Consider the following 15,851-nt stretch of genomic DNA (forward strand, 5'->3'; position numbering starts at 1 on the left):
CCGCCAGCGGGGTTCTCGGCTGGAAACGACAAGGGGTGCGCCGTGCGGTTTTCGGTTGGATGCGAGATTGGCTATGACGTTACCGAGGCGGCGACGCTGATTTTCAATATCGAGGCCATGCGCGGCGGCCGCCAGCGGGTGATCAGCGAACAGCTGACCATCACCCCCAATCTTGCCGCCGACGAAAAGACCTCAGAGGAAACCGGCAACCGCTATCTGCGGCTGACGGTGCCGCGCGGGTTGGTGCAGATCCGCTATGCCGCTGAAATCGAACTCGACTCGCTGCATCAGGCGCCGGCCATTCTCAACGAAGTGCCGATCGCCACGCTGCCGCTCGACACCCTGCCCTTCCTGAACCCGTCGCGCTATTGCCCCTCCGACCAGTTGGCGCGCTTCGCCAACCGGGAATTCGGCAATATGACGCCCGGCTTTGGCCGAGTGGTCGAGATCTGCAACTGGATCAATGCCGAGGTGGATTACCTGTTCGGCACCAGCGATACCACGACCACGGCCGCCGACACCTTCTCGCTCCGGGCCGGCGTCTGCCGCGATTTCGCCCATCTGGGCATCACCTTCTGCCGCGCACTCGGCATCCCGGCACGCTTCGTGAGCTGCTACGCTTGGCAGCTCGAACCGCAGGATTTCCATGCGGTGTTCGAGGCCTATCTCGGCGATCGCTGGTATCTGTTCGACCCCACGCGCATGGCGGCGCTCGACGGCATGGTGCGCATCGGCTGCGGCCGCGACGCCGCCGATACGGCCTTTGCCACCATCTATGGCGGCGTCAACCCACAACCGATCCGGGTGTGGAGCGAGGCCGTAAATGGCGACAAGACCGAGCAATGGACCACCGATGCGGTCAGCGTGGTGCGCAACTAGCCCATCCCGTCCTGCGGGCTCACCACCCGCTCGACCACCACTTCCACATCCATGCCCAGGTAATCGTCCTTGGCGCCGATGAACGTGCCGCCGATGGGGATGGCCTGCCGCGGCTCGCGGGCGACGCCGACGCGGATCAGGTCGCGGGTGCCGATAATGCCATTGGTCGGGTCGAACTCGACCCAGCCGGCACCCGGCAGATAGACCTGGCACCAGGCATGCGTCGCGCCACCACCGCGATGATTGCCATCACGGGCCGGCGAATAGAGATAGCCGGTGACAAAGCGCGCCGCGAGGCCCAGCGAGCGCACCGCCTCGATCATCAGCAGCGCAAAATCCCGGCAGGTGCCGGCTCGCGTCGCCAGCGTGCGCGACGGTCGCTGCGTGCCCGGATCGAAGCGCCGGAGATACTTGAAGCTCTCCTTGATGCCGATGGTGATATTGGCCAGCAGGTGCCCGGTATTGGTGACGCCGCGCGGATCGAGGAACCGCTTGGCCCAGGCATCGACTTCGGTTTCTTCGGGGAATTGCCGGCGCAGGTTGGGCGACAGGTCGATGGCGTCGATATCGCCATAGTCGAACGGAAAATTGGTGACGCGGGCGTCGATCTCGAAGGCCGGGGTCAGCTCGGGCGTATGGTCGAGCACCATATTGGCGACGATCCGCAATTCCTCGGCGCCCTCCTCGAAGGTCGCGATGGCAATGCCATTGCCGAAGACATCGTGGATCCAGCGGATCGATGCGGGCCTGGGGCGGATGGCCAGGGCAAAGCTTTCCAGCGTCTGCTCCATGCTGTCGCGCGGCCGCAGCAGCATGCGATGCTCGCCGAACTTGACCGACCGTGCGTAGCTATAAACGGTCTCGTGCCGTACCGAGAGCAGGGTCACGAGACGACCGTGATTTTTTCGGCGGCGCGGGTGATGCCGGTATAGAGCCAGCGCGCCCGCTCCTCGCGGAACACGAAGCTCTCATCGAACAGATAGACATTGTCCCACTGGCTGCCCTGCGCCTTGTGGACGGTGAGGCAGTAGCCAAAGGTGAATTCGTCGAACTGCCGCCGCTCGGGCCAGCTCATGCCGTCTTCCTCGCCCGACAGGAACGCCTTGTGCGTCAGCACCCGCGTCTCGCCCTTGCCCTCGTCATCGGCCAACAGGAGGCTCCACTTGCCATTGGTGCGACGGGTGGCCTCGGTGACAATCCAGATCTGGCCGTTAAGTAGTTTCTTGCGCGGATTGTTCCGCAGGCAGACCATGCGGTCGCCCAGCACGGGCTCATGGAACGGCAGGCCCTTCAGCTCACGCAGCCGGTCATTGTATTGCAGCCGCGTCTTGTTGCGGCCCACCAGTACCTGGTCGGCTTCCAGCACCGCATTTCGATCGACATCCTCCCGCCCGACCACGATGGACTCGCCATAGCGGCCGCGCTCGATGAAGCCGCCTTCGCGCACCTGCATGGAGAGGTGGATGATGGGATTGTCCGCCGCCTGCCGGTGGATTTCGGTCAGCATGATGTCGGGCTCGTCGGCGGTGAAGAAGCCTGCCCCCTGAACGGGCGGCAGCTGGAACGGATCGCCGAGGACCAGCACCTTGGTACCGAAACTCAGCAGGTCCTTGCCGAGTTGCTCGTCGACCATCGAAACTTCGTCGATGACGATGAGATCGGCATCGGCAGCCGGGCTTTCGTCGTCGAGCACGAAGCGCGGCTCGCCTTCCTTTTCGCTGACCAGCGTATAGATCAGGCTGTGGATGGTCTGCGCGCCCTTGCAGCCGCGCTTGCGCATGACCAAAGCCGCCTTGCCGGTGAAGGCGGCGTATTTGACGCTCTTCACATCCTGCGCCAAGTGCACCGCGAGCGTCGACTTGCCAGTCCCCGCCCAGCCGAACAGGCGGAAGACCTGCGGGCCGTCCTTGTCCTTGAGCCATTTGGACACGGCGATGAGCGCCTCGTCCTGCTGGGGCGACCAGACCGGCATCAGATGATCGAAGTCTTTACGGTACCGACGCCGGCAATCGAGCCTTCGAGCACATCGCCCTTGACCACGGCGCCAACCCCGGCCGGGGTGCCGGTCATGATCAAATCACCGGCGCGCAACGTGACGAACTGGCTGAGATGGGCGATGGCCTCGCTGACGCTCCAGATCTGGTCGCCGAGGTCGCCGGTCTGCCGCACCGCGCCGTTGACCGAAAGGCTGATCGCCCCCTTGGCCGGGTGGCCGATCGTGCTTGCCGGTTCGATCGTGCCGATTGGCGCCGAAAGGTCAAAACCCTTGGCCATTTCCCATGGGCGCCCCGCCTTCTTGGCCAGTGCCTGGAGGTCGCGCCGGGTCATGTCGAGCCCGGCGGCATAGCCATAGACGTGGTCCAGCGCCTGCTCGACGGGAATATCAGCCCCGTCTTTGCCGATGGCCACGACCAGCTCGATCTCGTGATGGAAATCCGCGGTCTTGGGCGGATAGGGGATGGCCGCGCCGCCAACCACCACCGCATCGGCTGGCTTGGCAAAGAAGAACGGCGGGTCGCGCGTGTCGTTGCCCATCTCGACGATGTGCTCGGCGTAATTGCGGCCCACGCAATAGACCCGGCGCACGGCAAAGAGGCCACCACGGGCGATCGGCACGGACACGGGGGCATGCGGCTCGAACAGGAAATCAGCCACGCTTGAAGTCTTCCACATAGGAGGAGAGGAGATCGCTATCGATAGGCCCGAGCCGATCGTTGGCGGTAAAGGTCTGGTGCCAATAAGGGTAGAGCAGCGGTGGCCGGCTGACGGCATCGAGCCGCACACGCTCGTCCGGCGTCAGCTTGAGATCGGCCGACGCGATATTGTCCTGGAACTGCGCCTCATTGCGCCCGCCGATGATGACCGAGGTCACGCCCGGCCGGCCGAGGGCCCAGGCCAGCGCCACCTGGGCACCGGACACGCCATGCGCATCGGCGATCCCCACGACGACATCGACAATGTCATAGAGCCTTTCCCAATCATAAACCGGCGGCTCGCGGTGACCACCGACATGGCGGCCCGACTTCGGCCCGCCATCGCGCCGATACTTGCCCGACAGAAGCCCACCGGCCAGCGGCGACCAGATCAGGATGCCCAGCCCCTGATCCTGCGAAATCGGCACCAGCTCATACTCGGCTTCGCGCGAATGCAGCGTGTAGTGGATCTGCTGGCTGACGAAGCGTTCGCCATGCCGCGCCCCAGCAGCGGCCAGCGCCTTGCTGATATGCCAGCCCGAATAGTTGGAGCAGCCGATATAGCGGACCTTACCGGATTTCACGAGCGTATCGAGCGCCTCCATCGTCTCTTCGATGGGCGTCATGCCGTCCCATTCGTGCACCTGGTAGAGGTCGATGACATCGGTCTTGAGGCGACGCAGGCTGGCTTCGACCTCGGCAATGATGTGATGCCGCGACAGGCCGATCTGGTTGGGGCCGTCGCCCATTTTGAAGCGCACTTTGGTGGCGATCAGCGCCTTCTGGCGCCGCCCGCTTTCGCCCAGCGCCACCCCGATCATCTCTTCTGACACGCCGGCATTGTAGACATTGGCCGTGTCGAGCAGGTTGATCCCGGCATCGAGGCACAGGTCGATCTGGCGGTTGGCATCGGCCTGCTCAGTATGGCCGACCTTTTCCGAACCGCCGAACGTCATCGTGCCCATGGTCAACACGGAGACCTTGAGGCCCGAGCGGCCCAGATAGCGGTATTCCATCGCCATTCCTCGTTTGTTCTTGCCGCGATAGCGGTAAGGGGTGATGAGAGTTGGGTCAATGTGCTCCGTGCCACGCCCTCGTGGTTCGAGGCTCGCGAAGAGCTCGCACCTCACCATGATGGCTACTGATACTGCGAGCTAGCAACAGCCCTCATGGTGAGGTGCGCTTCTTCAGCGCCTCGAACCACGAGGGCGTGGCGCGATGTTGGAAACGCTGCTAGAGCAGCCAGACTCGTTCGAAAGCCCATCCCTTGCGGCCGCAATCCGTCATCCTGCCCGTCGCCCTGGTCACCCTGGGCATGATCTTCACCCAGCTTGGCGCCTCCTTCGCCAAGATGCTGTTTCCGCTGGTGGGTGCAGCCGGCGCGACTACTTTGCGATTGACGCTCGCCGCTATCGTGCTCGTCACCCTGTTCCGCCCATGGCGCCACCGGCTCAGTCCGGCGCAGTGGCGCGACGTGCTGATCTATGGCGGCATGATCGGCGTGATGAACCTGCTGTTCTACGCCTCGCTGACCTATATTCCCCTCGGCATTGCGGTCGCACTGGAGTTTACCGGGCCACTGGCCGTCGCCTTGGTCGGGGCGCGCAAACCGCTCGATTTTGCCTGGATCGTGCTCGCCTTTGCCGGCCTGGCGCTGCTGCTGCCGCTGGGTCAGGGCGAAGGCGATATCAGCCTGATCGGCGTGGCCCTGGCCCTGGCGACGGGCGTCTGCTGGGCTGGCTACATCATCTTCGGCCAGCGCGCCGGCACGGGTGGCGGTCCGCATATCACCGCACTCGGCGTCGCCATCGCCGCCATGATTGCCTTGCCGTTTGGCGCGGCCACGGCGGGCACAACCCTGCTCGATCCCGCCATTCTGCCGCTTGGCCTCGGCGTGGCCTTGCTGTCGAGCGCCATCCCCTACGCCCTCGACATGGCCGCCTTGCCGCATATGCCATCGCGTCTCTTCGGCATCCTGATGAGCGGCCAGCCGGCCTTGGGCGCGCTATCCGGCTTCCTGATCCTCCACGAAAAGCTGAGCCCGTGGCACATCGCCGGCATTGCCGCGGTGATCGTCGCCTCGCTGGGCGCGACGGTGACCATCGCGCGGAACGCGCCGCCGAAGGTCTAGTGCCACGCTCTCGTGGTTCGAGGCTCGCGAAGAGCTCGCACCTCACCATGAGGACTACTGATACTCCGAGCTAACAACAGCCCTCATGGTGAGGTGCGCTTCTTCAGCGCCTCGAACCACGAGGGCGTGCCACGATCGGCAGAAAACCCTTCACCCGCTGTCTGAATTGGGCATAGTCGCTCGTCATGTTTCCGACGAGGGTTCTGAAATGCTGTATGCCGTCCTCTGCTACAACGATGAAAATGCCGTCACCGCCTGGTCCCAGGAGGAGGATGACGCCGTCATGGCGCGCCTCGCCAAGGTCGAAGAGGGCATGAAGGCCAAGGGCAAGCTGGGCCCGGTGGCACGGCTGCTGCCCACCACCTCGGCCACCACATTGCGCAAGGCGAGCGGCGAAGCCCTCATCATTGACGGCCCGTTTGCTGAGACCAAGGAGCAGTTTCTCGGCTTCTACATGGTCGATTGCGACTCGCTGGACGAGGCTATCGCCTTCGCCAAGGATTTAGCCGTGGCCAATCCGGGACTGGGCGGCTACGAGATCCGGCCGGTTGGCGTTTTCCATCCCAGCGAGATTGGCTGATGGTCGACAACGCCTGGATAGCAGCGGCCCTCACGGCGGCCCGGCCCCAGGCGTTGAGCGCCCTGCTGCGCTATTTCCGCAATCTCGACATCGCCGAGGAGGCATTCCAGGAGGCGTGCCTCCGCGCCATCAGGACCTGGCCCGACAAGGGCCCGCCGCGCGACACCGTGGCCTGGCTGATCTTTGTCGGCCGCAATTCGGGCGTCGACGGGCTGCGCAAGACCCGCCGCCAGGTCGCCTTGCCATCAGAGGAGGTGCTGTCCGATCGCGAGGACGCCGAAGCCGATATGGCCGAGCGGCTCGATGGCGAGCACTATCGCGACGACATCCTGCGGCTGCTCTTCGTGTGCTGCCACCCGGACCTGCCGGCCAATCAGCAGATCGCCCTGGCTCTGCGCGTGGTGGCCGGCGTGCCGCTCAAGCAGGTGGCGCGGGCGTTTCTGGTCAGCGAAGTGGCCATGGAACAGCGGCTGACCCGCGCCAAAGCCCGCATCGCCGCCCATCCCATGCCGTTCGACCCACCCGATGCGCGTGCCCGGCTGGAGCGGTTGGGCACCGTCGCCGTGATGCTCTACCTCGTCTTCAACGAGGGCTATTCACGCGGTCATGCCGATCCGGCGGCGGCCCAGCTCTGCGACGAAGCCATCCGCCTCAGCCGGCTGCTGCTGCGCCTGTTCCCCACAGAGCCCGAGATCATGGGCCTCTGCGCGCTGATGCTGTTGCAGCATGCCCGCAAGGCCGCGCGCACCGATGCGCAGGGGGCGATCGTGTTGCTGGAGGATCAGGACCGCAGCCTGTGGAGTGCCGCCATGATATCCGAGGGCCGGGCGCTGGTTGAAAAGGCCCTGCGCCATCAGGAGCCTGGCACCTATCAGGTACAGGCCGCCATCGCCGCCCAGCATGCCCGCGCCCGGACCGCCGCTGATACCGATTGGGCCAGCATCGACCGGCTTTACCAAACGCTCGAAGTGCTGCAGCCCTCCCCCGTCGTGACGCTCAACCGCGCCGTCGCCGTGAGCAAGTCGCGAGGGCCGGCAGCCGCGCTCGCCCTGATCGCGCCGCTGGCCGACAAGCTCGACGGCTATTTCTTTTTCCACGGCGTCCGTGGCGGCTTGCTGATGCAGCTGGGTGACGCGCCCCAGGCCCGCGAAGCATTCAACCGCGCCATAGCACTGGCCTCGACACCGTCGGAAGCCGCCCATATCCGCACCCATATCGATCGGCTCAGCAGCATCGTGCTACCTGCACCCATCACGGCGGCAAAGTAAGCCCTTCGTCCAATTCTGGCGAAATTCGGGCAGTGGCACCAGAGACTTGGGGCTTTTCTTAACGATAGCTGAACAGTTGTAGTCCGGCCAAAATATTCGCCGTCGCGACGCTCTTGCTTTCTCGTCTGCCTTGCCATCCATATGCCGCCCAATGAGGCTTGGGAGGGCAGCATGCTGCACCGTTTTGCGTCGATCCGGGGTTTGGTTGCAGCTGCGATGCTGGCGCTATCCATAGCGTCACCACAGGCGCAGGATGCCTCGCGGATAACCCTGCTCGAAAACACCGACCTGCCGGGTTTCGATTACTCGACCATCAAGGACACGGACCTCGACGCCTGCAGCGCTGCCTGCTCCGCCGACAATATCTGCCGCGCCTTCACCTTCAACGAAGAGGCCGGCTGGTGCTTCCTCAAGGGCACGGCGGGCGAAGAGACCGTGTTCGACGGCGCGACCTCGGGCCGCGTCAGCCGCGCCCCATCGCCGGCCGTGACCGAAGCCGTCCGCCAGGCAGAAATCCCCTTCCCTGCCCAGGGCATCATCGACTCCGCCAAGCGCCTCGCCGCCGAACTGCCGACATCAGACGCACCAGCCCCCAAGGCGGTCTATGCCGATCTCGTGGCGTCGGGCGATGAGGCGCTGGCTGCCGACAATGACGCTGCCGCCATCGTCGCCTACCGCCAGGCACTGGCGATCAATGCCAATGACCGCAATGTCTGGCAGGCCCTGGCCCAGGCCAGCCTCGCCCGCGCCGAAGCAGTCAAGGGCAAGTCCGAGGGCGACAACAGCTCTGACCTGGCCTTCGCCGCCACTTCCGCCGCCATGAACGCCTTCCTGCGCTCGACATCAAAGGAAGACCGCGCTGCCTCGCTCGCCGCTTTGGCTGCCGGCATGGAATATCGCGACATGTGGCGCGAGGTGATCGCCACCTACCGCCTGAGCGTGAAGCTCGCGCCCAATGAGGGCGTCGAAGCGCACCTTGCGGACGTCGTCGCCCAGAACGGCTTCCGCGTCACCAGCCACGAAGTCGATGCCGAAGCCGCCTCGCCGCGCATCTGCGCCGTGTTCTCCAACCCGCTCGGCAGCACCGATCTCTCCGCCTATGTCGTGATCGCTGGTGCGCCACAGCTATCGGTCGAAACCGAGCAGGAGCAGATCTGTATCGAAGGCGTGCTGCATGGCAGCCGCTATGACATCAAGTTCCGCGCCGGCCTGCCGTCTTCGGATGGCGAAGTGCTGGCCAAGGACATCGACCTCAGCGTCTATATCCCCGATCGCTCGCCCTTCGTCGGCTTTGCCAACAATGCCTATGTGATGCCAGCCGGCCTCGGCGGCGGGCTGCCGATCACCTCGGTCAATGCCGAAACCGCCGAAGTCATGATCTACCGCATCGGCGACCGCTCCATCGCCACCGCCGTGCGTGACGGCGTGTTCCAGGGCAGCCTCACCGAATATTCCGCCGAGGACATCGCCTATCGCTATGGCGAAGAGGTGTTCAAGGGCGAGGTCGACCTGGCCCAGGGCGACCCCAATGCCCTCACCACCACGGCCATCCCGGTGACCGAAGCGCTCGGCGATATCCCCGCCGGCGCCTATGTCGTGACCGCCAAGGTCAAGGGCGCGCAGGGCGACGAATATTGGGACGATATCGCCACGCAGTGGTTCATCGTCACCGATCTCGGCCTCACCACCATTGCCGGCGACGATGGCGTCCATGCCTTTGTCCGCGGCCTGACTGATGCCCAGCCCGTGGTCGGCGCCACGGTGCGCCTCGTCGCGGTCAACAACGAAGTGCTCGGCGAAGCCACCACCGATGCCGACGGCCAGGCTGTATTTGCCCCGGGCCTCGCCCGCGGCGAGAACGGCAAGGCTCCGCAGCTGCTGGTCGCCGAAACCACGGATGGCGATTACGCCTTCCTCGATCTTTCCAAGCCCGCATTCGACCTAACCGATCGCGGCGTCGAAGGCCGCCCGTCGCCGGGTCCGCTCGACGTCTTCGCCACCACCGAACGCGGCGTCTATCGCCCCGGCGAAACGGTCTATCTCACGGCCCTCTTGCGTGACGAACGCGCCCAGGCCGTCGCCGGCCTGCCGCTGACGCTCGAAGTCGAGCGCCCCGATGGCGTCGTCGCCGATACGCAAGTGCTGAACGACCAGGGCGCCGGCGGTTACTTCACCGCTTTGCCCATGGTCAGCGAAGCCATGCGCGGCTCCTGGACCCTGCGCCTCTATTCCGATCCCAACGCCGAAGCTTTGTCCTCAACAAGCTTCCTGGTCGAAGATTTCGAGCCTGAGCGCCTGGCCTTCGAGATCAGCGCCGCCGAAGGTCCGTTCATCTCAGGTGAGATCAACGCGATCGACGTCGCCGCCAAGTATCTCTACGGCGCCACCGCACCCGACCTCTCGATCGAGGCCGACGCGATCCTCCGTCCGCGCACCACGCTCGACGCCTTCCCCGGCTATACCTTCGGTCGTCTCGACGACACCATCGAAACCACCCGCGAGCCGCTTGGCACTGTTGGCATCACCGACGAAGCCGGCAATGCCGTGGCCGAAGTCACCCTGCCCGAGGGCCAGGTGACGACGCGTCCGCTGGAAGCCCAGGTGCTGCTGCGCCTGGTCGACACCAATGGCCGCACCCTCGAACGCAGCATCACCCGCCCGGTCAAGGCAACCGGCGACCATATCGGCATCAAGCCGGCTTTCACCGATGCCTCGGGCATCGAGGAAGGCAGCGAGGCGCAGTTCGACATCGTCGTCGTGTCGCCTGATGGCGAAGCCGTCGCGAAAACTGGCCTCACCTGGACGCTGTCGCGCGTCGAGACCAACTACCAGTGGTACCGCAACGGCTCCACCTGGCAGTGGGAAGGCATCACCACCACCCGCCAGGTCGCGACCGGCACCGCCGATACGCCCGATGGCGGCTCGGTGACGGTGGGCGGCAATGTCGATTGGGGCCTCTACCAGATCGAAGTCGAAACCACGGGCGAAGGCGCGACCTCGTCGAGCTACGAATTCTATGCTGGCTATTACTATGCCGATGCCGGTTCGGACACGCCCGACACGCTGCAGGTCGCCCTCGACAAGCCCGCCTACAAGGTCGGCGAAACTGCCCAGCTCAAGCTCGATCCGCAGTTTGCCGGTACGGCTCTCGTCATGGTCGTCGACAACCGCGTCATCGCTATGCAGGCGGTCGAGGTTCCCGAAGGTGGCACCACCGTGCCGCTTGAGGTGACCGAGGAATGGGGCCCCGGCGCCTATGTGACGGCGATTCTCTATCGTCCATCCGACATCGACGAAAAGCGCATGCCCTCGCGTGCTCTGGGTCTGGCCTTCGCCGATGTCGAGCCGGGCGACCGCAAGCTCGACGTCACCATGACCACTCCCGAAGTCACGCTGCCACGGCAGAGCTTCACCACCACGATCGAGCTGGGCAACCTGGCCGCCGGCCAGACCGCCTATGTCGCCGTGGCGGCCGTGGACCTGGGCATTCTCAACCTCACCAACTTCAAGGTGCCGGATCCCGATGGCTGGTATTTCGGCCAGCGCCAGCTCGGCATGGAAGTGCGCGATCTCTATGGCTCGCTGATCGACCCGACCCAGGGCGCCGCCGGCGTGCTGCGCTCCGGTGGCGACGGCGGTTCGTCTCGCCTCGGCACGCCTCCGCCCACTTCGGTGCTGGTGGCGCTCCATTCCGGCATCGTCAAGGTCGATGCCGATGGCAAGGCCACCGTGACCTTCGACATGCCCGACTTCTCGGGCACCGTGCGGGTCATGGCCATGGCCTGGACCGATACGGCCGTGGGCCACGCCTCGGCCGACGTGATCGTCCGTGACCCAGTCGTCGTGACCCTCAGCCCGCCGCGGTTCCTCCGTGTCGGCGACGAGTCGCGCCTGCTGGTCGAGATCAACAATGTCGACGGCGCCGCCGGCACCTATGGCGTTGCCCTCTCGACCGGCGAAGGCATCGCCACCCCTGCCGAAAACACCGATGTGGAGCTCGGCGAAGGCGATCGAACATCGCTCAACCTCAGGCTCAACGGCATGCAGATCGGCGATTGGCCGATCGTGCTGACCATCACCTCGCCCGATGGAACGACGCAGACCAAGGAACTGCTGCTGGGTGTTCGCCCGGTCAGCGCGCCGGTGACGACGAGCAAGATCATCCCGATCGAAGCCGGCGCCACCGTCACGGTCGGCACCGACTTCTTCGACAGCTTCATGGCCAATACCGGCCAGATGACGCTGGCGATTGGGCCGCTTGCCCGCTTCGACGTGCCGGGCCTCCTGCTCTCGCTCGACCGCTACCCCTATGGTTGCGCCGAGCAGGTTTCGAGCCGTGCACTGCCGCTGCTCTACCTCAACGACGTGGCCAAGCTGATCGGCACCGCAGGTGACGAAGAGCTGAGCCAGACCGTCAAGGATGCCATCGCCAACCTTCTGGCCAAGCAGACCTCCGGCGGCGGCTTCGGCCTCTGGAGCCCCTTCGATGGCGGCGATTTCTGGCTCGACGGCTTCGTCACCGACTTCCTGCTGCGCGCCAAGGCGGCAGGCTACGACGTGCCGGAACTGGCCATGAGCATGGCGCTGGACAACCTGGCCAACCAGCTCAGCTACGCTACCGACTTCGACAATGGCGGCGAAGACATCGCCTATGCGCTCTACGATCTGGCGCGTGCCGGTCGTGCCGCCATGGGCGACCTGCGCTACTACCACGAAGCCCGCCTGCCGAACTTTGGTTCGCCGCTTGCAAAGGCCCAGCTCGGCGCCGCTCTTGCCCTTTACGGCGACAGCACCCGCGCCGCCTCCGCCTTCCAGGCGGCGGTCGAAGCCCTCGCCGCCAAGGACGACAGCCGTCGCTATCGCGGCGACTATGGCAGCCGCCTGCGCGATACCGCCGGCGTGCTGGCTCTGGCGGCCGAGTTCAAGCCCGAGGGCGTAGACCTGACGGCTTTGGCCAACGACCTCAGCAAGCTGCGAGACCGCACCCGCTACACCTCGACCCAGGAGGACAGCTGGACGCTGCTCGCCGCGGCCGCGGTGGGTGCGTCCTCGACCGATGGCTCGATCACGCTCGATGGCGAGGCCCTGACCGGCCAGGTCTATCGCAGCTACGAGCAACAGGCCTTTGTCCCGGTCGAGATCGGCAATAACGGCACCGCGGCCACCGAGGCCAAGGTGACCGTATCCGGCTATCCGTCGGAGGCCCCGGCTGAATCGAGCAACGGCTTCTCGCTCTACCGCGACTACTATCTGCCCGACGGCACCCAGGTTGATCCAACGGTCGATCCGATTGCCCAGAACGAGCGGCTGGTGGTGGTGGTGACCGTGCGGCCGCATGCTCTCGGCTCCGGCCAGTATGTGGTGGCCGATCCGCTGCCCGCCGGGTTCGAAATCGAAAATCCGAACCTGTCGGCCGGCGACGGCGCCTCGGACTTCAGCTGGGTCCAGCTCGATGGGGCAGCCCATATCGAGTCCCGCACAGACCAGTTCGTCGCCGCCTTCCGCTACTATTCGGACACCGGCTCGTTCACCACGGCCTACATCGTCCGCGCCGTCTCGCCAGGCACCTTCGTGCTGCCTGGCACGACAGTGGAAGACATGTATCGCCCCGAATACCGGGCGAACCTGGGCGCGGCGTCCATCGAGGTTACGTCGACCGGACCATGAACGGGCATCTCAAGCATCAGGGTGGAGGGCACTTGCTCTCCTCCCAACCGAACCCCACCCTCCCCCTTGTGGGGAGGGCAAGCAAAGCTTGGCGCGCAGCGCCTAGCGGCGCTCGGAAGGGGGGATGGGAGCCCCGATATCGCGGCCAACCCACCCCCACCCTTGATCCCTCCCCACAAGGGGGAGGGAGACGACTGCGAACCTTGCAAAGCGCTTCCACCACCCACCGGCCGTCACCCTCGGGCTTGACCCGAGGGCCCTACACTTGCGGCGCCATCGGCAAGTGCAGAAGCCTCGGGTCATGCCCGAGGCTGACGACTGATGGATTGGTCGTCCTCTCTTCACCTCTCCCTTTGGGGGAGAGGTCGGATCGCTCTTGCGAGCCGGGTGAGGGGGCCTTCTCTTGAGCACCGAAGCAAGGCCCCCTCACCCGCTCCTGCGGGGCGACCTCTCCCCCAAAGGGAGAGGTGAAGACGGCACCGCGCCAAGACAATGGCTCCGCTGGCTCACCCTCACCGGCTTCTCGCTCTTCGCCCTCGCCTGCGCCGGCGCCATCCAGCTCAATTCCATGGTCATCGACGCGCAGGCCACCCTGCCGCCCACGCCGGTTCCGGCCGGGCTGCCGGTTTCGGCCTCCGTCACCGATCGCAACGGACTGCTGCTGCGCCCCTTCACCACCGCTGACGGTCGCTGGCGCCTGCCGGTCAACCGCACAGCGGTCGATCCGCGCTTCATCAAGATGCTGATCGCCTATGAGGATCGCGGCTTTGCCACCCATGACGGCATTGCCTGGAGCTCTATGGCGCGCGCCGCCAGCCAGTTCATCATGGCCGGTGGACACGTCGTGTCCGGCGGCTCGACCCTGACGATGCAGGTCGCCCGCCTGATCGAGGGCGAACCCACCCGCAATGGCTGGGGCAAGTTCCGCCAGATGGTGCATGCCACCGAGCTGGAGCGCGACCTCGACAAGGACGACATCCTCGATCTCTACCTGACGCTCGCCCCCTACGGCGGCAATATCGAGGGCATCCGCGCCGCGACGCTGGCCTATTTCGGCAAGGAGCCGAACCGGCTGACCACTGCGGAAGCCGCCTTGCTAGTGGCCCTGCCGCAATCCCCCGAAGCCCGCCGTCCCGACCGCGACCCGGTCGCCGCCCGCGCCAGCCGCGACATGGTGCTCGACCGCCTCGTCGCCCTCGGCGCCCTCGACGCGGAAGAGGCCATCGCCGCCAAGCTCGAACCCGTGCCCACGGCCCGCCGCGAATTCCCCATGCTGGCCGCCCACATGGCCGAGGAGGCGGTGAAGGCCCAGCCCGAGGCGCGCACCGTGGCGCTGACGCTGGACAAACGCCTGCAGGACGCGCTCGAACGCCTCGGCGCCGCGCGGGCACGGCTGATTGATCCCAAGGTCTCTGTAGCCATCGTCGCCGCCGATATCGAGACCGGCGAAATCCTCGCCTCGGTCGGCTCGGCCGGGCTCTTTGCTAGCCAGAGCAACGGCTATGTCGACATGACCACGGCCATCCGCTCGCCCGGATCGACGCTGAAACCTCTCATCTACGGCCTCGGCTTCGAGCTGGGCCTCGCCCATCCGCAAAGCCTGATCGAGGATCGCCCCACCGCCTTTGGCGGTTACGTTCCGGTCAACTTCGACGGCTTCAGCCGCGGCACGGTGACCATCCACGATGCGCTGACCGAGTCGCTCAACATCCCCGCCGTGGTGGTACTCGACGCGGTCGGTCCCGCCCGCCTCGTTTCGCGCCTGCGCCGCGCCCATGCCGATCCACGCCTGCCGGTCGACACGGCGCCCAGCCTCGCCGTCGGCCTCGGCGGCGTCGGCATCACTTTGCGCGATCTCGTCTCGGTCTATGCCGCCATCGCCCATGGCGGCGTGCCGGTGACTTTGCGCGATGGCATCACGCCAGCGCTGCCACCGGCCATCGAAGCCCCGGTGCTCGATCCCATTTCGGCCTGGTACGTCGCCGATATCCTCGCGGACGTCCCACCGCCGCTCAACGGCACCCCCGGCCGCATCGCCTACAAGACCGGCACGTCCTATGGCTATCGCGACGCCTGGGCCATCGGCTTTGATGGCAAGACCGTGGTCGGCGTCTGGGTCGGCCGCCCTGATGGCGCACCGGTCCCCGGTCTCTCCGGCATTATCGGCGCCGCGCCGATCCTGTTCGAGGCCTTCGACCGCCTCGGCGATCGCCGCACGCCCTTGCCCAAGGCGCCACCGGGCGTGTTGGTCGCCTCCAATACCGAGTTGCCGACCCCTCTCCGCCGCTTCCGCCACCCCGACGACGACCGCGTGTCGCGCGACCCGGCGCCCGAAATCGCCTTCCCCGGCGATGGCGTCGATGTCGATCTCGGTCTGGCGTCCGGCGACAGTTCCCCGCTCATGGTCAAGGTCCGCAACGGCGTCCCGCCCTTCACCTTCTTCGCCAACGGCGCCCCCTTCGGTCGCCCCAATTTCGCCCGCCAGGACAGCTGGAACCCAGACGGGCCGGGCTTTGTGACCCTGTCGGTGGTCGACGCAGAGGGGCGTGGCGACACCGTCACGGTGTTCTTGAATTAGGTTCGAGGGCCGCTTGCTTCATACCGACACACCCACGACGTCATTCCCGCGAAGG

The 15,851-nt window shown here is 65.7% G+C and carries 10 protein-coding genes; 6 read left to right on the plus strand and 4 right to left on the minus strand.

Annotated features, from left to right (window positions below):
- Positions 1-42 precede the first annotated feature (42 nt).
- Positions 43-879, plus strand: coding sequence for a transglutaminase-like domain-containing protein (locus IM737_RS11675; protein ID WP_236894103.1), 837 nt, complete (start codon positions 43-45; stop codon positions 877-879).
- On the opposite strand, the gene IM737_RS11680 is transcribed toward IM737_RS11675, so the two are convergent.
- The 4 genes from IM737_RS11680 to IM737_RS11695 are packed head-to-tail and all read right to left on the minus strand — an operon-like array spanning position 876 to position 4,588.
- Positions 876-1,766, minus strand: coding sequence for a transglutaminase family protein (locus tag IM737_RS11680; protein WP_236894104.1), 891 nt, complete (start codon positions 1,764-1,766; stop codon positions 876-878). The genes IM737_RS11675 and IM737_RS11680 overlap by 4 nt on opposite strands.
- Positions 1,763-2,851 (minus strand): ATP-dependent DNA helicase, encoded by a 1,089-nt coding sequence (locus IM737_RS11685; RefSeq protein ID WP_236894105.1) that lies wholly within the window; start codon positions 2,849-2,851, stop codon positions 1,763-1,765. Before IM737_RS11685 ends, IM737_RS11680 begins: the two co-directional genes overlap by 4 nt.
- On the minus strand, positions 2,851-3,534 hold the full coding sequence (locus IM737_RS11690) for a fumarylacetoacetate hydrolase family protein (RefSeq protein WP_236894106.1): 684 nt from the start codon (positions 3,532-3,534) through the stop codon (positions 2,851-2,853). Before IM737_RS11690 ends, IM737_RS11685 begins: the two co-directional genes overlap by 1 nt.
- The gene (locus IM737_RS11695; protein ID WP_236894107.1) at positions 3,527-4,588 is read right to left on the minus strand and encodes an aldo/keto reductase; all 1,062 of its coding nucleotides are present in this window, start codon (positions 4,586-4,588) and stop codon (positions 3,527-3,529) included. The genes IM737_RS11690 and IM737_RS11695 overlap by 8 nt, the downstream gene beginning before the upstream one ends.
- 251 nt (positions 4,589-4,839) lie before the next feature.
- On the opposite strand from IM737_RS11695, the gene IM737_RS11700 reads away from it, so the two are divergent.
- The 5 genes from IM737_RS11700 (at position 4,840) to pbpC (ending at position 15,796) form a co-directional block, all read left to right on the plus strand.
- Entirely contained in the window at positions 4,840-5,703 is an 864-nt protein-coding gene (locus IM737_RS11700; RefSeq protein ID WP_236894108.1) for an EamA family transporter, read from the plus strand.
- A gap of 208 nt (positions 5,704-5,911) precedes the next feature.
- Positions 5,912-6,283, plus strand: a complete 372-nt coding sequence (locus IM737_RS11705; protein ID WP_236894109.1) for a YciI family protein — start codon at positions 5,912-5,914, stop codon at positions 6,281-6,283.
- Entirely contained in the window at positions 6,283-7,551 is a 1,269-nt protein-coding gene (locus IM737_RS11710; protein WP_236894110.1) for an RNA polymerase sigma factor, read from the plus strand. Before IM737_RS11705 ends, IM737_RS11710 begins: the two co-directional genes overlap by 1 nt.
- A gap of 171 nt (positions 7,552-7,722) precedes the next feature.
- Positions 7,723-13,218, plus strand: coding sequence for an alpha-2-macroglobulin family protein (locus tag IM737_RS11715; RefSeq protein WP_236894111.1), 5,496 nt, complete (start codon positions 7,723-7,725; stop codon positions 13,216-13,218).
- Positions 13,219-13,621: 403 nt separating this feature from the next.
- On the plus strand, positions 13,622-15,796 hold the full coding sequence (pbpC, locus tag IM737_RS11720) for a penicillin-binding protein 1C (RefSeq protein ID WP_236894112.1): 2,175 nt from the start codon (positions 13,622-13,624) through the stop codon (positions 15,794-15,796).
- The last annotated feature ends 55 nt before the right edge of the window (positions 15,797-15,851 follow it).

Source organism: Devosia sp. SL43, from assembly GCF_021729885.1.
Taxonomy (GTDB): Bacteria; Pseudomonadota; Alphaproteobacteria; order Rhizobiales; family Devosiaceae; genus Devosia.